Below are 18009 nucleotides of genomic sequence, written 5' to 3'. Positions count from 1 at the left end.
CTAATGCAGCATGTGAAAGAAAACACGGTTTATGAAATTGATCGTGTCGATGTCCGGATTTTGCCGGGACCGCTCGATTATGCGCAAGCCAATAAAACCGCAATCGCTGAAAACTGGCAGCGCGAGTGTCAGGCTAATCCGACTTTGTTTGATGGTGAAATTTATCTTGCACCAGACGCGAAACTGGAAGGCCAGTCTTTTTCCGCCGGTTTCCATCGCACGAGCTTTGCAACGCTTATGTATTGGCGCAAAGATGCACAGCCTTTACGGCCGTGGCATATTTTTGGCGTCGGCATCATGGTGTCCGCTGAAGGGCATTTGATAGCAGCCCGTATGAGCGCGCATAATGCGGTCGCAGGACGTGTCTATTTTCCGGCAGGTTCCATTGATGACAATGATGTCGTTGATGGTCGCGCCGATTATGAAACCAATATGGCCCGAGAAGTTTTTGAAGAAACCGGAATCAATCTTGGTGATGCCAAGGCGGAAGCAAAGACCCATCTGGTAACTGCCGATGGAAGCATTGCCCTTTTCCGCCGACATTACTTTGATCTTTCGACGACGGAATTGTTGAAACGAATAGAGGCAAATCTCGCGGCTCAAGCAGAGCCGGAATTGTCGGAAATCATTCCGGTTAAGCAGGCAGGAGCCATGGGGCAGGCGACGCCATCCTATGTGCGCGCATTTGCCGATTGGCATTTCGAAAATCAACAGTAACGATCAGTTCTTGCAGATGACAGCGCCACGAAATTGACTATGCTCGCAAAGCAAGGCTTATGGCCTTACTGAAGTGAGGGAGAGGTGAACGATGACCGAAGCTGCCAGTGCTGGCCGGTATTACGAGATTTTCGACGTTTTCGCCGATAAGGCTCTGGCTGGGAATCCGCTGGCTGTTGTGCACGAGAGTGAAGGGCTGACTGACGCGCGTATGCAGGCCATCGCGCGCGAATTCAATCTGTCCGAAACGGTCTTTATCTTTCCGCCTGAAAATCCGATGCATGAGGCAGCCGTCCGCATTTTTACCCCGGACTACGAGTTGCCATTTGCCGGTCATCCGACTGTTGGCGCTGCGGTATCGCTGGCACGTCATCGCAGAACAGGCGACGAGTCGGATCGGCTGGTGACGCTTGAAGAGAAGGTAGGTATCGTTCGCTGTGGTGTCATCTTAGGTGAAAACAGCGCCTTTGCCGAATTTGATCTGCCGCGTTTGCCGGAAAAGCTCGATATCAAGATCGAGAAGGAAGAGGCCGCCGCCGCAATTGGGCTAGGCACGCATGAGATCGGCTTTGAAAACCATATTCCTGCTGTCTGGAGCGCAGGCACACCTTATCTTCTTGTGCCGGTTCATAACCTAATCGCTGCAGCCAAAGTCTCCATCGATCCTGTCTATGTGAGCGAAAGTCTGCCGCATGTGGGCGATCGACCATTGCCGATTTATGTCTATTGCCGCGAAACAATTCTGTTCGACAGTAATTATCACGCACGCATGTTTGTGACAGGCTCGAATGTGTATGAAGATCCCGCGACGGGGTCTGCAGCGGCGGCTTTTGCAGGCATGATTCTGGCCAAAGACCAGCCGGTGGATGGAAGTTCACAATGGTGGATCGAGCAGGGCATGGAGATGGGGCGCCCCTCGCGTATTCGCCTTGAACTTGATGTGTCAAACCAGACACTCACCGGTGCTCGTATTGGCGGTACGGCAGTCAAGATTGCTGAAGGGCGCCTGTTCGTCTGATTTTCATGTTTTGATTGCGGTCAAAGCGCAATCGCCGCCCTATAGTAATCTAACAACAGATTAGCTGAACGAGGGACGCTTGCCATGATAATCAAGGAAATGTCTGAAATTGATGTCCGTGATATGATCCAGCATACCCAGATCGGGCGGTTGGGTTATATTCTTGGTGATCGACCATTTGTGGTGCCGCTCGGTTTTCGATTCAGCGGTGGGGCGCTTTATTCCTTCACTACCGATGGTCAGAAGACTGAGGCTATGCGGAAAAATGATGCGGTCTGCATTTTGTTCGATCACATCATTTCAAAAACGGAATGGCGTAGCGTTGTGGTGAACGGTCATTATCGCGAGATCACGCGCGAGGAAGAAAAGGCTGCGATCGTCAATATGCTCTCAAACGAGCCGACATGGTGGGAGCCTGCTTATACCAAGACCATCACCAGTGGCGGCGAGCAACGCAAACTGGAACCTGTTTTCTTTCGCGTTGATATTGAAAGCGCCACTGGTCATCAGGCCGGTTGAATCTAGCGAACCACCAGCACCGGAACAGTGCTTCGCGTAACGACTTCATAGGTCTGACTACCGAGCAACATGCCTTTCAGTCCACGGCGACCATGCGACGCCATCACAATCAGGTCGTTGCGCAATTCTTTTGCGGTTTCAATGATTGAGGTGGCTGGATGCTGCGCCACGACATGCAATGTATGGATTTCAACGCCAGCCTGACTTGCCAGTTCACGGGCGCGGGCAAGTGCAGCATCGGCGTAATCGTTCCATTCTTCTTCATAACGCTCGATAAAGGCCGGACTGTCAGTAAAGCCACCAGGCAGGCCGGAAAGCGAATAGGGGGCGGTCACGGTGAGGACAGTCACCTTGCTACCCATGGCTTTCGCGGTGTCAAATCCATGAGTGAGACCGCGCTCTGCAAATTCTGAACCATCTGTGGTGACTAGGATATTCTTATACATCGTGCCCTCGCTTTGACTTTATGCATCTTTAAAGTAGTTACCCAGTTGATCATATCAAACCAGATATGGCGTTAATATTAGAATAGAACGGGACTGCGATAATCCATGCCTCTTGATTGCGATACTTTTCATGCGAGCTGGGTTGCGACTGTTCTTAATCTGGATTGGCCGTCCAGAGCTTCCACACAGATTGAGGACGATTCCGAACGCGTGAAGCGCCAGAAGCAGGAACTGGTGCGAATGTTTGAAGAAGCATCCGAACATGGCATTAACGCCGTGATCTTTCAGGTTTCACCTGCTGCGGATGCTTTCTACAAATCCGACTATCTGCCGTGGTCATCTTATCTGACGGGTACACTCGGAAAAGATCCGGGCTTCGATCCACTGCGCTTTGCGATCGCGCAAGCGCATAAGCGTGGGATCGAGCTACATGCATGGCTCAATCCTTACCGTGTTTCTATGGATGTGCGGCCGGCAACGCGAAAAGAACTGAATAATTCTTCCAGCGATTCTCCACCCAGTGTTTATAAAACCAATCCGGGTTGGGTAGGCATATCTGCGGATCGCTATGTGCTTGACCCCGGTATTCCGGCAGTGCGCCAGTGGGTCACTAACATCACGGCTGAAGTTGTCCAGAAATATGATGTCGATGGAATCCAGTTCGATGACTATTTTTATTACGAAACGCAGGGCTCGCCGCTCAAGGACGACAAGACATTCAAACGTTTCGGGACAAGTTTCTCAAGCAAGCATGACTGGCGGCGTCACAATACCTATACGCTGGTGCAGGAAATCTCGCACAAGATCAAAGCCATCAAGCCGCATGTTCGCTTTGGTATCAGCCCTGGCGGCGTCTGGCGCAATCAGATTGACGATCCGCTTGGTTCGCCAACGCGGGCGGGTAAGACCAATTATGATGGAGACTTTGCTAATACGCGTGCTTGGGTGAAAGATGGGCTGATCGATTATATCGCGCCGCAGGTCTATTGGTCGTCAGGCCGCAAGGATGTGCCTTATGGCCCTATCGTCAAATGGTGGGCGGATACAGTTAAAGGTACAAACACTGACCTTTATATCGGGATGGCACTTTATCGCGCTGGCACCTCGAGTAAAGCTGAGCCTGAATGGCTTGCGGGAAATGGCGTCGATGAAATCAAGCGCCAGCTTGACCTCAACAACGCTATACCGGAGGTCAAAGGCAGTATTCTTTTTCGACAAGGTTTCTTGTCTGATCCGAAGCTCAAGAGCGTATCGGCATACTTGAAAAAGACCTGGGGCAAGTGTCGACCTAAAAAATAGCGGCACATTCAGGTTATTTATTATCTGGTTGATTTAAATCAAAGAAAGCCTCCGCCAGCGGATGCTAATGATCGCTTGTTGCCGAGTTCCACCAGAGTCGGCAATCTCCGGGGCGTCGAGGCCCAACCAAAGCGACGCCCCGGCTAATTTTAAACAATTCAAGGATCTGTCGAGCGCACCAGCGCGATCTTTTTGCAATGTTGTACTGTCGACAGCCAGCGGGTGCTGTCAGCATTGCCCTCCATCTCACTAAATCGGCACCCGCGAATTTTCTTATATTTATTATTTAACGCATGAAATTGCGGTGCATTTGAGTATAGTTGATTTTAATCAAGGCACGCACTCCCAAGTGAAAATACAGAATTCAATCTGACTGAGTAGTATCGTTTGCCGCATAGCTTTGCTTTGCGGGCCCGCAAGATGATGACGCAGAGGATGTTTCGGCATGGGGTTTAATCGCAAGCAGTGGATCGCAACTGGTGTAGTCGTGGCTTTGGTAGCCGGAGGCTACTATGCCTGGAAAGCACTGAGCGACCCCGGACTGCCGGAAGGCATTGCTGGCGGAAATGGGCGAATCGAAGCCGTAGAGATCGATGTATCCACCAAAAGCCCCGGACGTATCCGCGAAATTCTTGCCGACGAAGGACAGTTTGTTGAGGCAAACGCGGTTCTGGCGCGCATGGATACTGCCCAGCTCGAGAGCCAGCGCAAACAGGCAGAAGCGCAGCTTCGTCGCGCTGAAATAAGCATTGAGACAGCGAAAAGTTTGGTTGCCCAGCGTGAAGCCGAGCAAACTGCTGCTCAGGCTACGGTCGCACAGCGCGAAGCGCAACTGGACGCTGCAAATCGTCGTCTGGCTCGTTCGCAACAGCTTTCAGAATCGCGCACAGTTTCTCAACAGGTGCTGGATGATGACCGCGCAACCGCGCAGGGAGCTGAGGCAGCCGTGGGTGCTGCAAAGGCGCAGTTCGCCGCGACAGCGGCCGCGATCAGTGCTGCAAAGGCACAAGTTGTTGATGCAGAAGCTGCGGTTGAAGCTGCAAAGGCCGCGATTGCCACTATCGATACAGATATCAGTGATGCCACATTGCGTTCGCCAAAGCCGGGCCGCGTGCAATATCGTGTTGCGCAACCGGGTGAAGTATTGTCTGCTGGCGGTCGCGTGCTGAATCTGGTGGATGTCAGCGACGTCTATATGACTTTCTTCCTGCCGACTTCGCAGGCTGGTCGCGTGGCCATTGGCGCGGATGCTCGTATTGTGCTCGATGCCGCACCTCAATATGTGATCCCTGCTACGATTAGTTTCGTAGCCGATGTTGCGCAGTTCACGCCAAAGTCGGTTGAGACGGAGGAAGAGCGTCAAAAGCTCATGTTCCGCGTTAAGGCAAAAATCCCGCAGGAATTGCTTCAGAAATATATTCAGCAGGTCAAAACCGGGCTTCCGGGTATGGCTTACGTGAAACTTGATCAAAATGCTGAATGGCCGAAGAATCTCGCGGAAACAGTAAAATGAGTGCGGCTTCGATAAAGGCTGGCGTGGACGGCGACAGCTTTGTCGTTCGGGCCGACGGCGTGAAGCTGTCCTATGGATCGACTGAAGCGTTGCGTGATGTTTCGCTCGAGGTACCTGCCGGCTGCATGGTCGGGCTGATTGGGCCTGACGGCGTTGGAAAGTCGAGCCTTCTGTCGCTGATTGCTGGCGCTCGCGTTATGCAGAAGGGCAGGATTGAAGTGCTCGGCGGCGATATTGCCGACAAGCGTCATCGCCAGTCGGCATTCCCACGCATTGCCTATATGCCGCAAGGGTTGGGGAAAAACCTGTATCCGACGCTCTCCGTTTTCGAGAATATCGAATTTTTCGGACGGCTATTTGGCCATGACAAGCATGAGCGCGAACGCCGCATTGCAGACCTTCTGGCGCGGACAGGGATGTCGCCTTTTGCGGATCGCCAGGCTGGTAAGCTTTCGGGTGGCATGAAGCAGAAGACAAGTCTTTGTTGCTCACTGATCCATGATCCCGATTTGCTTATCCTTGATGAGCCGACAACGGGCGTTGATCCTTTATCGCGGCGTCAGTTTTGGGAACTGATCGACGATATCCGCAAAGATCGCCCGGGGATGAGCGTTATTGTTGCCACGGCCTATATGGAGGAAGCCGAACGCTTCGACTGGCTGGTTGCGATGAATGACGGCCAGATTCTTGCAACCGGCAGCCCTCAGAAACTGCTTGAGAAAACCCAGACGCCTAATCTTGATGCAGCCTTCATCGCGCTTTTGCCAGAAGAGCTTCGGCAAGGGCACAGCGAAGTAGTAATGCCACCGCGCAATGAGCAGGCTGATAGCGACATCGCTATCGAAGCCGAGCATGTAACGGTGCGATTTGGCAATTTCACTGCCGTTGACAATGTAAGTTTCCGTATTCCGCGCGGCGAGATTTTCGGCTTCCTCGGCTCTAACGGTTGCGGCAAATCCACGACGATGAAGGTTTTGACCGGCTTGTTGCCTGCAAGCGAAGGCACGGCAAGGCTGTTTGGGCGCGAAGTCGATCCAAAAGATATCGATATACGCCGTCATGTTGGTTACATGTCGCAGGCGTTTTCGCTCTATTCCGAACTGACAGTTCATCAAAATCTGGAGCTTCACGCTAAGCTGTTTGGCATGGCGGAAGAAGATACCAAGCGCAGAATCAAGGAACTGGCCCAAAGGTTTGATTTGGCGGGCGTTATGGATGATCTTCCCGACTCGATGCCGCTCGGCATCCGCCAGCGCCTGTCACTGGCTGTCGCGCTGATCCATTCGCCGGATATTCTTATTCTCGACGAGCCAACTTCAGGCGTTGATCCGGTTGCGCGCGATGCTTTCTGGCAAATCCTTGCCGATCTTTCACGCAACGACAATGTCACGATTTTCGTCTCAACCCATTTCATGAATGAAGCGGAACTGTGTGATCGCATTTCCTTGATGCATGCTGGTAAGGTGTTGATCAGCGACACGCCAAAAGCCATTACCGCAAGCCGCAATGCAGCAACACTTGAAGATGCTTTCATCGCATATCTCGAAGAAGCAATTGGCGAAACAGCGCCTGAGAAAGACGTTCAAGAGGCGGTGAAGATTCAGCCTGAAAAGGTTGAGAAAAGCACGACGGCCCGCGCGGGTTGGTTGCCAAATCCTCGGCGAATGTTGGCTTTCTCACGCCGCGAAGCGCTGGAGTTGAAACGCGATCCGATCCGGGCGACATTGGCCATTCTGGGCACTGTGATCCTGATGTTCGTGATCGGATACGGTATCAATCTCGATGTCGAGGACTTGACGTTTGCGGTTTTGGATCGCGACGATACGACGATCAGCCGTGATTACACGCAGCAACTTGCTGGTTCTCGGTATTTCACTGAAAAAGCACCCATAACCGATTATGACGACCTTGATCGGCGTATGCGCGAAGGTGAAATCAGCCTGGCAATTGAAATCCCGCCGAATTTCGGCAGCAATGTCGCGCGTGGTCGTCCCGTCGAAGTTGGTGCCTGGATCGACGGCGCCATGCCAACGCGAGCGGAAACCGTGCGCGGTTATGTGCAGGGAATGCATGCCAATTGGCTGACACAAAAAGCGCGCGAGCTTTATGGAAGCAACGCCACTGTTGGTAACTTCAATCTGGAAATTCGTTATCGCTATAATCCGGACGTCCAGAGCCTTGTGGCCATGGTGCCAGCAGTTATCCCGTTGCTTCTGCTGATGATCCCTGCAATGTTGGCGGTTCTGAGTGTTGTACGTGAAAAAGAACTTGGCTCCATCATTAATTTCTATGTGACGCCGGTGACCAAGTTCGAGTTTTTGTTAGGCAAACAGCTGCCTTATATCGCGCTCGCCTTTCTCAACTTCCTGATGCTGACGGCCTTTGCTGTTTTCATATTCCGTGTGCCATTCACAGGCAGTTTCTTGACCTATGCCACGGCAGCGCTTCTCTATGTCATCATTACGACCGGCATGGGGCTGGTGATCTCGACTTTCATCAATAGCCAGATTGCGGCGATCTTCGGCACTGCATTGCTGACACTCATTCCCGCAGTGCAATATTCTGGCATTATCGATCCGGTCTCGTCTTTGCAGGGGGCAGGTGCGTTTATCGGCAAGATTTATCCGACGACCTATTTCGTGACGATCTCGCGCGGGACTTTCTCAAAGGCGCTCGATTTCTCCGATCTCGCCGGATCATTCCTGCCGCTGCTGATTGCCATACCGGTTCTGACCGTTCTCGGCATTGTACTTCTCAAGAAGCAGGCGGGCTGAGATGCGGATTTCCAATATATTCCAGCTTGGCGTCAAGGAACTGCGCGGACTGGCGCGTGATCCGATGCTTCTGCTGCTTATCGTCTATGCCTTCACACTTGCGATCTATACCGCTGCAAAGGCTATGCCGGAAAATCTCAACAATGCGGCAATCGCAATCGTTGATGAGGATCAGTCACCGGTTTCGGGTCGCATCACGACTGCGTTTTATCCGCCGTATTTTGTGCCGCCAAAGCTCATTTCATCTCATGAGATGGATAAGCGGATGGATTCTGGCCTCGATACCTTTGCGCTCAATATCCCGCCGAATTTTCAGCGCGATCTGCTTGCCGGGCGTTCGCCAACGATCCAGCTGAATGTCGATGCAACGCGCATGAGTCAGGCCTTTACCGGCGGCGGTTATGTTCAGTCGATAGTTTCCAGCGAAGTGAATGAGTTTCTCAATCGCTATCGCGGGGATACGCAAACACCGGTTGGACTTAACCTACGTGCGCGCTTCAATCAGGATCTGAACAAAGGCTGGTTCGGTGCGATCACCAATGTCATTTCATCGGTAACTATGCTTTCGATCATTCTGACGGGTGCAGCTCTCATCCGCGAGCGCGAACATGGCACAATCGAACATCTGCTGGTCATGCCGGTGACGCCACTTGAGATCATGGTCTCCAAGGTCTGGTCCATGGGGATGGTGGTGCTGGTGGCGACTGCCTTTTCACTGGTTGTTGTTGTGCAGGGCATTCTCGCGGTGCCGATCAATGGTTCGCTGACGCTGTTTTTGGCGGGTGCTGCATTACAGCTTTTCGCGACAACGAGCCTTGGCATCTTCCTAGCAACGATTGCTGGTTCTATGCCTCAGTTCGGACTTCTCCTGATGCTGGTTCTGCTTCCGTTACAGGTTCTCTCGGGCGGTACAACGCCGCGCGAAAGTATGCCGGAAATTATTCAGAATATCATGCTGGCTGCACCCAACACGCATTTCGTGATGCTCGCGCAATCGGTGCTGTTCCGCGGTGCGGGATTGAGTGTCGTGTGGCCACAATTGCTGGCCATGATTGTAATCGGAAGTGTTCTTTTCTTCTTTGCACTGCGTCGTTTCCGCGACTTCCTGAGATGAAAAATCCATACAATTCAACCATCTGAATCACTTGGCTCTGAATGTGATTCAGATGGGGCACATTGTTGCAGTTGATAATCTGCCATCCCCTTGCTATCGCTCGCCACAGGAAACGGTTCTATCCGCAAGGATGGATGAAAAGGGAACACGGTGAGGCTCATTTGAAGAGCTGAGACCGAGACTGCCCCCGCAACTGTGACCGGCGAGTCATCCTCCCATGATCGTAAGTTGCGATCATAGCCACTGAATATTCACGTTCGGGAAGGCGGAGGACCGATGAAGACCCGGAAGTCAGGAGACCTGCCGTATCCAGTCACCCATGGCTGACACGAGGGGTGTCCAGTCGCGGCCGTCCGTAGCGGTGACATTGTGAAATGTTGCCGTGGGACAAAGACAAGGCGCTTCCGCCCTGATTTCTGACACCTGCGGTGAAGCAAGGCTTGCACGCAGGAAGTAGAAATAATGCATTTTCTCAAACTATCGGCATATCTCGCATCCACCGTTCTGGTGGTTACGCCGCTCGACGTATTCGCTCAGACGAAGGCAAGCGTGCAGGATGGCGTTGTGCTTGATACGATTGTCGTCACACCGTTGAGGCGTGCAACGTCTTTGCAGCGCTCCACATCGTCCGTCACGGTCATTGATCGGGAGGAAATCGACCGATCAGCAGCGCCAGATCTACAATCGCTTCTTCAATACTATCCGGGAATTTCGATTACCACCAATGGCGGGCAGGGATCGTCTTCCAATCTCTACATTCGCGGCATGTCGTCAAAACAGACGGTTGTGCTCGTTAATGGCGTGCGAACCGCATCGGCAACGACCGGCGCGACTTCGCTTGCCAATATTCCGCTGAGTTCAATTGATCGTACTGAAATCGCGAAAGGCGCGCATTCCTCGCAATATGGTGCGGATGCGATGGGGGGTGTGATTAATATCATCACAAAGCAGGGTGGAGCCTGCGGGGAGCGCTCCTACTGCGGAAGTCTGACAACGGGGGTTACGCATCCATGGGGCGGTTATGCGTCCGGTTCGCTTCAGGGACGCAGCAAGGACGGCATTGATTATGCCTTTGGTGCCGCTGTCACAGGCACACAGGGATATAATTTTACGACACCGGATTCTTTTGGTTATGAGCCTGATCGTGATGGTTTTCTGCAGGGTTCGTTTAACTTCTCGCTGTCGAAGGATTTTGACTGGGGGAAGATTTATACTGATGGCCTCCTGAGCCGCGGCCGCAATCAATATGATGCCAAAGCACCGTCTGCTAATGAAGCGTACACAACAGCATTTAGCGGCAAGTTGGGTGCGCGTATCGATCACACCGCTGATTGGTCTTCGTCGATCGAGTTCAGCTCTGGTCTAGATCACAGCCGAAATTTCCGTAAGGGGGTTAGCGGATCTGATCTGTTTGAAACCAAGCGCTATGGCATCTTTGCCTCGACGGAAAAGCAGTTTGAAACGGGCAATGTTTCGCATGTGGTGACCGGTGGCGTTGAAGCTTACCGCGAGGAAGTCAGCGCTACGACCGAATATGCCAAAACCAGTCGTGATTTGGCTGCGGTATTCGGGCAATACTCGCTCGAATATGATGCGCTGCGCTTTGATGGCGGTGTGCGCTACGATTATAATGAGCAGTTTGGTGACGTGGTCACCTATAATCTCGGCGCGAGCTACGAAATTCTGCCTGATCTCGTGCTGCGTTCTTCGTTTGGCACTGGCTTTCGTGCGCCGACCTTTAATGAGCTTTACTATCCCGGCTTTGCGAATGCCGATCTGCAGCCGGAAAAATCCCGCTCGTATGAGATTGGTCTGAACTGGCAAGCAACAGCCGATACAAGTCTCGATTTGGCTTTCTATAATACATGGCTACGTGATGCGATCATGAGTACGGCACCTTCCTATCTGCCTTACAATATTGCGCGTGCAGAAGTGACGGGTTTCGAAGCGGCGCTGTCTCATCGCTTCAACGAAACTTGGGCGGTGAAAGGATCGCTAGATCTCAAGAAGCCGATTGATGAGGATACTGACAACGATCTGCCATATCGCGAGCGGGTGAAGGCGACAGCTGAAGTGAATTTCAAGCCTATCGACAAGCTCGATCTAACGGCTCGGTTGCTTTATGGCGGTTCGCGCTACACAACTGCCGCGAATACCAAGAAGCTTGATCCTTATGTGACGGCTGATTTCATCGCGCTGTATAACATCGACATACAATCGCAGTTGAAGCTTTCGGTAGAGAATATTTTCGACAAGGATTACCAGACAACGTCCGGCTATAATGCATCGGGGCGCAGCTTTAATATCGGGCTGACGCGGAATTTCTGACGAGATGCGCAACATGAAAACGCAGTCCGGGTTATGGAAAATCAGGTTTGGCCTTTTTGCCGGCCTGTTTCTGACTGCGTTTCATCCCGCTCATGCGGATGGATTGCCCAAGCACGTCGTGTCGATCAATGTCTGTACAGATCAGCTGGCAATGCTGCTGGCAGATGCCACTCAGCTGCGGTCGGTGTCGTATCTCTCGCGTGACCCGCTTCTGTCTGTGATGACCGAGAGAGCAAAACAGCTGCCCATCAACCATGGGCAGGCTGAAGAAGTGTTCCTCATGAAGCCTGATCTGGTGCTGGCGGGCACGTTTTCTTCGCGTGCCACGGTTGGGTTGTTGCGGGATTTGGGTGTGCAGGTAGAGGAATTCGCGCCTGCACGCTCTTTTGAGGATATCAAGGCGCATATGAAGCGCATGGGCGGATTGCTCGGCCGTGAAAGCGAAGCAACTCGGCAGATTGCAGACATGGATATGGCTCTTTCAGCAATCCAAAAGCCTGACCATAAACAGACCGTCGCTCTCTATTATGCAAATAGTTATACGTCGGGACGCGGTACACTGATTGATGAAGCAATCCGTCTGGCCGGGCTTGATAATATCGCCGATAAGGCGGGTGTTCGTGGTTCAGCTATGCTGCCGCTGGAAATGCTGGTCATGGAAAAGCCTGATATTCTGGTGCGCGGATCGCGGGGCCGACCGCCTGCCCTGGCCTTTGAGAATTTCGAGCATCCGGCATTGCGCGCGCTCGATGGGCATACACGAAGCGTGGCGCTCAACGATAATCTGACAGTATGTGGCGGGCCGTTCAGCGTTGAAGCTGTTGCGAAGCTCGCGGAGGCTGCGCGTGACTGAAACTGGCCGTTTTTATCTCCTGCTTGTTGTTCTTGGCTTGATGGTTCTGGTGCTATTTGCGCTTTCGCTGCTGGTTGGTCCGGCATCCATCAGTGTGGGTGAGAGCATTCGGGCGCTGTTTATCGGGCAAGGGGATGTAATCGTGTTGGTTATGCGCGAAATCCGCCTGCCGCGCGCTTTGCTTGCCTTGCTGATTGGTGCTTCGCTAGGCCTTTCAGGCGCTGCTCTTCAGGGCTATCTGCGCAATCCGCTGGCCGAGCCAGGGCTGCTTGGCGTGAGCTCGTCGGCCTCACTTGGTGCGGTGATTGCGATTTATACGGGGCTGTCGCAGGTTTTCCCGTTGGCCTTGCCGTTGCTGGCGCTGGTCGGCGCGTTTGTGTCGGTCTTTCTCGTCAGGACGCTGGCGGGGCGTCACGCCGGAACACTGACTGTCATTCTGGCGGGTGTTGCCGTCACCAGTCTCGCCGGGGCGATGACAGCACTGGCGCTTAATCTGTCGCCTAATCCATTCGCTGCCATGGAAATCGTGTTCTGGATGCTGGGTTCTCTTGCCGATCGGTCGATGACGCATGTGTGGCTTGCCGCACCCTTCATTCTGATCGGTTGGGCGATGTTGTTTTCACTGGGGCGTGCGCTTGATAGCCTAACCTTGGGATCTGATGCCGCGGCCAGCATGGGCGTCAATCTCTCTCGCGTTCAGATTCTCGCTGTCCTTGGCACTGCTGCTTCCGTTGGCGCATCGACTGCAGTTGCGGGAGCAATCGGTTTTGTAGGGCTTGTAGTGCCACATCTGTTGCGCCCGCTGGTCGGTTCGCGCCCGTCACGTCTGCTTGTTGCCAGTGCGTTTGGCGGCGCTTCGCTTCTGTTGGCTGCCGATGTGCTGGTGAGAGTGATTATGCCGGGGCGCGAATTAAAGCTCGGAGTGTTAACGGCAATCATTGGCGCCCCGTTCTTCCTGTGGCTTGTCTTTAAATATCGGAGACGGCTGGTATGAGCACTCTTTCAGTCCACAATCTTGATGTGTCGCTGGGGCGCAAGGCGGTGCTTGAAGCTGTCGGTTTCGAGGCAGGTGAAGGTGAGTTTATCGGCCTGATCGGTCCAAATGGTGCAGGCAAGACCACGCTGCTGCGTGCGCTTTTGGGCCTTACGTCTTCGACGGGTGAAATTCTGCTGGATGGCTCGGACCTCCGAAGAATGCATGTTGCGGATCGCGCCAAGATCATCGCTTATCTGCCGCAGGAACGCGATGTTGCATGGCCGGTAACAGTTAGGATGCTGGTATCGCTTGGGCGGTCAGCACTGAAGCCTGTGTTTGCAGGACTGGACCGTGACGATGAAACTGTGATCGAGACTGCCATGCAGCGCATGGGTGTGGCTGAACTTGCGTCACGTCCTGCTAACGAGCTATCGGGCGGTGAAAGAGCGCGCGCCTTGATCGCGCGGGTATTGGCACAGAATACGCCGATCATCATGGCTGACGAGCCTGTAGCTGGGCTTGATCCGGCCCATCAGCTGGAATTGATGGAGCTTTTTGCCGGTTTGGCAACCGAGAAGAAGACGGTGATCGCCTCGCTGCACGATCTTGGTCTGGCCGCGAAATATTGCACCCGGCTGATTGTGCTTAATCAGGGTCGGCTCGTCGCCGATGGTGCGCAGGAAGAGGTGCTCAATCCAGCGCTCCTGAAAGAGGTCTATGGCATCGACGCGCAGCTGATGAAGATCGAGGACGAATTCATCCTGCACACGCGTAAGCGCTTTCGGTAGATTAAATTGGTTTCCACTGCCGCTCGCGGCTGGATGCGTAGATGGCTTCGATAGTTTTTTGCACCTCATAGCCTTCGCGGAAATCGGCGTGACCTGTATTCTGTCCTGCAATACTTAACAGGAAGTCGCGCACCTCAATCGTTTTCAGATCATTGAAGCCAATCTGATGCCCGCCCGCCACGCAAAACGCGCCATAAGGCTCGTGGTCTGGGCCTGCGAAAATCTTGCGGAAACCCTGTTGCCCTTTCTTGTCAGAGAAAAGGAATAGGTCGAGTTCGTTGAAGCGCTCTTGCGAGAAAAAGATCGAGCCCTTTGAGCCTGATATCTCAAAATCATGTTGCATTTTGCGACCACTGGCGAGCCAGTTCGCTTCGATAGTGCCGGTTGCGCCATTCTCGAACGATAGAAAAGCATGGCAGATATCATCCACTTCGACTGCTTTCATCTGCGATGGGTTGTTGTGGTCGGGACGCTCTGCAATTGCTGTCACGCTTTTGCCCATCACCTCGGCAACCGGACCAACCAGATAGCGTGCCGCGGCAATGATATGGCTGCCTATATCGGCAAGTGCGCCACCACCGCCTGCCGGATCAAGTCGCCATGACCAAGGAATTCGATGATCGGCCATGAAGTCCTCGGCATGGATGCCGCGAAAATTTCTGACTTTGCCAATTTCGCCGCTCTCGATAATGTCTCTAGCGAGCTTGATCATCGGGTTCTTGAGGTAATTGAATCCGACGGCGGTTTGAATGCCCTTCCGTTCGGCAGCGAGTGTCATTTCAAGGCATTCGGCGGCAGTTGGAGCTAATGGCTTTTCACAGTAGACGTGCTTGCCTGCATCAATGGCAGCAAGCGCCATTTCTTTATGAAAGCGATTTGGGGTGGTGATATCGATCAGATTGATAGCCGGATTGGCGATCAGGTCACGCCAACTGCCTGTGGAATGAGCAAAGCCAAGCTGACACGCTGCGCGTGAGGCGGTTTTCTCGTCCACATCGGCCAATGTGTGAAGCTCGACCGTCATCGGCAGGTCGAAAATCCGTTTTACATTCGCAAGGGCGAGAGCATGAGTTTTGCCCATGAAACCCGAGCCGATCAGGCCTGCTACAACTGCCATTCTCTCCTCCCAGAGCTAAATTGCATGTGCATTTTGACTGCTGCTTATGTGATTGACATGAGCTAACAGAAATGGAATTATAATTCCACGAGAATTTTCTAATGAATGTTTCATTCTATTAAATGACAAAGATTGCAGCGAAATTGCTGGGATCAAATGCGTGGAGGCAGCCCCGGAATTAGCTCTGAACGAGGTGCAGATAAATTAACAAACCGGCGGGGAGTGCCGGGCAGGGAGGAGTGAACATGAAATCTCTATTGAAATCGGCAGTTGCTGGCGTTGCGCTGATGGCTGCGTCATTTGCGGCGCAGGCACAGGATGTCAGCATTGTTGTTGTCAGCCACGGCCAGGCATCCGATCCTTTCTGGTCGGTTGTGAAGAATGGTGTTGCGGAAGCAGCCAAGGATACAGGTGCAAAGGTTGATTATCGCGCACCTGAAACATTCGACATGGTGCAGATGGCGCAGCTGATTGATGCTGCAATCAACCAGAACCCGCAGGGCATCGTTGTTTCGATTCCAGATGCCGACGCGCTCGGGCCGTCGATTGAACGTGCTGTTGCAGCCGGTATTCCTGTTATTTCGATGAATGCTGGTTCGGATGCTTCCAAAAAGCTTGGTGCGTTGCTGCATGTCGGTCAGGATGAGTTCGATGCTGGCAAGGTTGCCGGTGAAGCACTTAAAAAGGCTGGTGGCAAGAAAGGCATCTGCGTCAATCAGGAAGTCGGTAACGTCTCACTTGATCAGCGTTGCGCGGGCTTCAAGGAAGGTTTTGGCGATGTAACGGTTCTGCCTACTTCGGCAGATCCGACTGAAAATGAATCCAAGGTGCGTGCAGCACTCGCATCTGATACGGCGGTCGATACAATTCTGACGCTTAACGCAACGCTGGCCGGTGAGCCCGCGGTAAAGGCAGCTTCAGAAAGTGGTCGCGAAGGCATTCATATTGCCACTTTCGATATGTCGGCTGGCTTCCTTGAGGCGGTTGAAAACGGAAAAGCGGATTTCGCGATTGATCAGCAACAGTTTCTGCAGGGCTATCTGCCAGTTGCGTTTCTGGCGCTCAATGCGAAGTACGGCCTGATGCCGGGCGGCAATGTGCCGTCAGGCCCGAACCTGATTACCAAGGACAAAGCCAAGCAGGTGGTTGAACTGTCTGCCAAGGGCATCCGCTAAGCAGCAACGCATAACTTTTGAATATCTCACCCCGCCCATGAAAATGGGCGGGATCGAGTATCCATACCCATAAGTTCGCGACCTTCATGTCGCGTTGTCTAGAGCGCGTTTCTCTCAAATTGAATCAAAATGGTGCTCTAGGGAATTGTTTTAATGCGTATTTTCGCGGATACGCTTGAAGGAGGAAAGCATGAGTGAGCCAACTTCATCAGAGCAGCCCGCTCAGACCGCAGCAAATGATCCGGCGATCGCAGCTGCGCAACGGGATGAGCGGCTGAAGAACGCCAGTGCACTTCAGCGGATGCTTAGTCGGCCTGAACTGGGTGCGGTTTCAGGTCTCGTGCTCATCACGATCTTCTTCCTGTCGACAGCCAATCCGGCAATGTTCACCGCCGCCGGTATTATGAATTTTATGGCGCCTGCATCGCAGCTTGGCATTCTTGCTGTGGCTGCAGCATTGCTCATGATCGGTGGCGAGTTTGATCTTTCTATCGGCTCAATGATAGCGTTCGCTGGCCTAATATTCGCTGCTGCCCTCGTCGTTTGGCAGGTACCGCTCATCGTTGCCATCATTCTGACACTGGTTTTCGCGGCGCTTGTGGGGGCTGTGAACGCGCAGATTGTGCTTAAAACCGGCTTGCCCTCTTTCATTGTTACGCTGGCGTTTCTGTTCATCCTGCGTGGGCTTTCGCTGGTCGGCCTCAAATGGGCGACGGGCGGTGCAACGCAATTGCGTGGCGTGAAGGAAGCGGTCGGCACGAGCTATCTTGCGGGATTGTTTTCTGGTGATGCTTTTCAAGGGTTATTTGAATGGCTTGCGGAAAAAGACCTCATCGCGAAGTTCCCAAATGGCCAACCGACGGTGAAGGGTGTGCCGGTCGAAGTTCTCTGGTTCATCGGCATCGCTCTCGTGGCGACCTACGTTCTGGTGCGAACCCGCTTCGGTAACTGGATTTTCGCGTCCGGTGGTGATGCGCTGGCTGCGCGCAATTCGGGTGTGCCTGTGCGTCGTGTTAAGACAATTCTTTTCATGTGTACGGCAATGGCAGCAGCACTTGTTGCCATTCTTACTGTTCTTGATGCGGGGTCGACGGATGCGCGGCGCGGCTTCCAGAAGGAATTCGAAGCGATCATTGCAGCTGTTATCGGGGGCTGTCTGCTTACCGGCGGCTATGGTTCGGCCATTGGGGCATTCTTCGGCTCGATCATCTTCGGTATGGTGCTGATTGGCCTGACTTACACGACGATTGATCAGGACTGGTACTTGGTATTCCTTGGTGGAATGCTGCTGATCGCAGTTCTCTTCAACAACTTTATCCGTAAGCGCGCCACCGGCGAGCGATAGGTTTCAGCATTTACGCAGTTTCAGGGA

The 18009-nt window shown here is 53.1% G+C and carries 15 protein-coding genes and 1 riboswitch; of the genes, 13 read left to right on the top strand and 2 right to left on the bottom strand.

Translation table 11 applies throughout. The annotated features are described in order from the left end of the window. Positions 1–3: 3 nt before the first annotated feature. The 3 genes from KMS41_06800 (at position 4) to KMS41_06790 (ending at position 2254) form a co-directional block, all read left to right on the top strand. Complete coding sequence (locus KMS41_06800) at positions 4–717, top strand: NUDIX hydrolase (GenBank protein ID QWK76832.1); 714 nt, start codon at positions 4–6, stop codon at positions 715–717. 91 nt (positions 718–808) lie between these two features. After that, positions 809–1735 carry a PhzF family phenazine biosynthesis protein gene (locus KMS41_06795; GenBank protein ID QWK76831.1) on the top strand — a complete coding sequence of 309 codons (927 nt, stop codon included), beginning with the start codon at positions 809–811 and terminating at the stop codon, positions 1733–1735. 84 nt (positions 1736–1819) lie between these two features. Further along, entirely contained in the window at positions 1820–2254 is a 435-nt protein-coding gene (locus tag KMS41_06790) for a pyridoxamine 5'-phosphate oxidase family protein (protein ID QWK76830.1), read from the top strand. A 2-nt stretch (positions 2255–2256) separates the two neighbouring features. Here the strand turns inward: KMS41_06790 and KMS41_06785 are convergent, their stop codons facing one another. Further along, complete coding sequence (locus KMS41_06785) at positions 2257–2700, bottom strand: universal stress protein (GenBank protein QWK76829.1); 444 nt, start codon at positions 2698–2700, stop codon at positions 2257–2259. Positions 2701–2805: 105 nt separating this feature from the next. Here KMS41_06785 and KMS41_06780 point away from each other — a divergent pair, with 105 nt between their 5' ends. From KMS41_06780 to KMS41_06745, 8 genes are all read left to right on the top strand, one after another. Next, complete coding sequence (locus KMS41_06780) at positions 2806–3999, top strand: glycoside hydrolase family 10 protein (GenBank protein QWK76828.1); 1194 nt, start codon at positions 2806–2808, stop codon at positions 3997–3999. Positions 4000–4444: 445 nt separating this feature from the next. Then, positions 4445–5512, top strand: a complete 1068-nt coding sequence (locus KMS41_06775; protein ID QWK76827.1) for an HlyD family efflux transporter periplasmic adaptor subunit — start codon at positions 4445–4447, stop codon at positions 5510–5512. Then, a complete protein-coding gene (gene rbbA / locus KMS41_06770) occupies positions 5509–8286 on the top strand; it encodes a ribosome-associated ATPase/putative transporter RbbA (GenBank protein QWK76826.1) in 2778 nt (925 codons plus the stop codon). The genes KMS41_06775 and rbbA overlap by 4 nt, the downstream gene beginning before the upstream one ends. A gap of 1 nt (position 8287) precedes the next feature. Then, positions 8288–9400, top strand: a complete 1113-nt coding sequence (locus KMS41_06765; GenBank protein QWK76825.1) for an ABC transporter permease — start codon at positions 8288–8290, stop codon at positions 9398–9400. A 96-nt stretch (positions 9401–9496) separates the two neighbouring features. Next, a riboswitch (cobalamin riboswitch) is annotated at positions 9497–9723 on the top strand. Positions 9724–9862: 139 nt separating this feature from the next. Continuing rightward, positions 9863–11728: a TonB-dependent receptor gene (locus KMS41_06760; protein QWK76824.1), complete on the top strand. Its 1866-nt coding sequence runs from the start codon at positions 9863–9865 to the stop codon at positions 11726–11728. Between the two features lie 13 nt (positions 11729–11741). Then, the gene (locus KMS41_06755; GenBank protein ID QWK76823.1) at positions 11742–12581 is read left to right on the top strand and encodes an ABC transporter substrate-binding protein; all 840 of its coding nucleotides are present in this window, start codon (positions 11742–11744) and stop codon (positions 12579–12581) included. Beyond that, positions 12574–13575 (top strand): iron ABC transporter permease, encoded by a 1002-nt coding sequence (locus KMS41_06750; GenBank protein QWK76822.1) that lies wholly within the window; start codon positions 12574–12576, stop codon positions 13573–13575. Before KMS41_06755 ends, KMS41_06750 begins: the two co-directional genes overlap by 8 nt. Continuing rightward, a complete protein-coding gene (locus KMS41_06745; protein ID QWK76821.1) occupies positions 13572–14345 on the top strand; it encodes an ABC transporter ATP-binding protein in 774 nt (257 codons plus the stop codon). Before KMS41_06750 ends, KMS41_06745 begins: the two co-directional genes overlap by 4 nt. 1 nt (position 14346) lies before the next feature. Here KMS41_06745 and KMS41_06740 read toward each other — a convergent pair whose 3' ends face one another. Further along, entirely contained in the window at positions 14347–15462 is a 1116-nt protein-coding gene (locus KMS41_06740; GenBank protein QWK76820.1) for a Gfo/Idh/MocA family oxidoreductase, read from the bottom strand. A 245-nt stretch (positions 15463–15707) separates the two neighbouring features. On the opposite strand from KMS41_06740, the gene KMS41_06735 reads away from it, so the two are divergent. Both KMS41_06735 and KMS41_06730 read left to right on the top strand, forming a co-directional pair. Next, entirely contained in the window at positions 15708–16637 is a 930-nt protein-coding gene (locus KMS41_06735) for a sugar ABC transporter substrate-binding protein (GenBank protein ID QWK76819.1), read from the top strand. Positions 16638–16827: 190 nt separating this feature from the next. After that, positions 16828–17982, top strand: coding sequence for an ABC transporter permease (locus tag KMS41_06730; GenBank protein ID QWK76818.1), 1155 nt, complete (start codon positions 16828–16830; stop codon positions 17980–17982). Positions 17983–18009: the final 27 nt, after the last annotated feature.

Source organism: Ochrobactrum sp. BTU1 (assembly GCA_018798825.1).
In the GTDB taxonomy this organism is placed as follows: domain Bacteria; phylum Pseudomonadota; class Alphaproteobacteria; order Rhizobiales; family Rhizobiaceae; genus Brucella.
The sequence above is the reverse complement of the archived record's forward strand: the minus strand, read 5'-3'. Positions and strand labels throughout refer to the sequence as shown.

Excerpts from the sequence above, each read along its gene's own strand:
- KMS41_06785 (QWK76829.1), bottom strand. The coding sequence starts at position 2,700 with ATGTATAAGAATATCCTAGTCACCACAGATGGTTCAGAATTTGCAGAG.
- KMS41_06745 (QWK76821.1), top strand. The coding sequence starts at position 13,572 with ATGAGCACTCTTTCAGTCCACAATCTTGATGTGTCGCTGGGGCGCAAG.
- KMS41_06755 (QWK76823.1), top strand. The coding sequence starts at position 11,742 with ATGAAAACGCAGTCCGGGTTATGGAAAATCAGGTTTGGCCTTTTTGCC.
- KMS41_06775 (QWK76827.1), top strand. The coding sequence starts at position 4,445 with ATGGGGTTTAATCGCAAGCAGTGGATCGCAACTGGTGTAGTCGTGGCT.
- KMS41_06795 (QWK76831.1), top strand. The coding sequence starts at position 809 with ATGACCGAAGCTGCCAGTGCTGGCCGGTATTACGAGATTTTCGACGTT.
- KMS41_06735 (QWK76819.1), top strand. The coding sequence starts at position 15,708 with ATGAAATCTCTATTGAAATCGGCAGTTGCTGGCGTTGCGCTGATGGCT.
- rbbA (QWK76826.1), top strand. The coding sequence starts at position 5,509 with ATGAGTGCGGCTTCGATAAAGGCTGGCGTGGACGGCGACAGCTTTGTC.
- KMS41_06740 (QWK76820.1), bottom strand. The coding sequence starts at position 15,462 with ATGGCAGTTGTAGCAGGCCTGATCGGCTCGGGTTTCATGGGCAAAACT.
- KMS41_06730 (QWK76818.1), top strand. The coding sequence starts at position 16,828 with ATGAGTGAGCCAACTTCATCAGAGCAGCCCGCTCAGACCGCAGCAAAT.
- KMS41_06765 (QWK76825.1), top strand. The coding sequence starts at position 8,288 with ATGCGGATTTCCAATATATTCCAGCTTGGCGTCAAGGAACTGCGCGGA.
- KMS41_06790 (QWK76830.1), top strand. The coding sequence starts at position 1,820 with ATGATAATCAAGGAAATGTCTGAAATTGATGTCCGTGATATGATCCAG.
- KMS41_06780 (QWK76828.1), top strand. The coding sequence starts at position 2,806 with ATGCCTCTTGATTGCGATACTTTTCATGCGAGCTGGGTTGCGACTGTT.
- KMS41_06800 (QWK76832.1), top strand. The coding sequence starts at position 4 with ATGCAGCATGTGAAAGAAAACACGGTTTATGAAATTGATCGTGTCGAT.
- KMS41_06760 (QWK76824.1), top strand. The coding sequence starts at position 9,863 with ATGCATTTTCTCAAACTATCGGCATATCTCGCATCCACCGTTCTGGTG.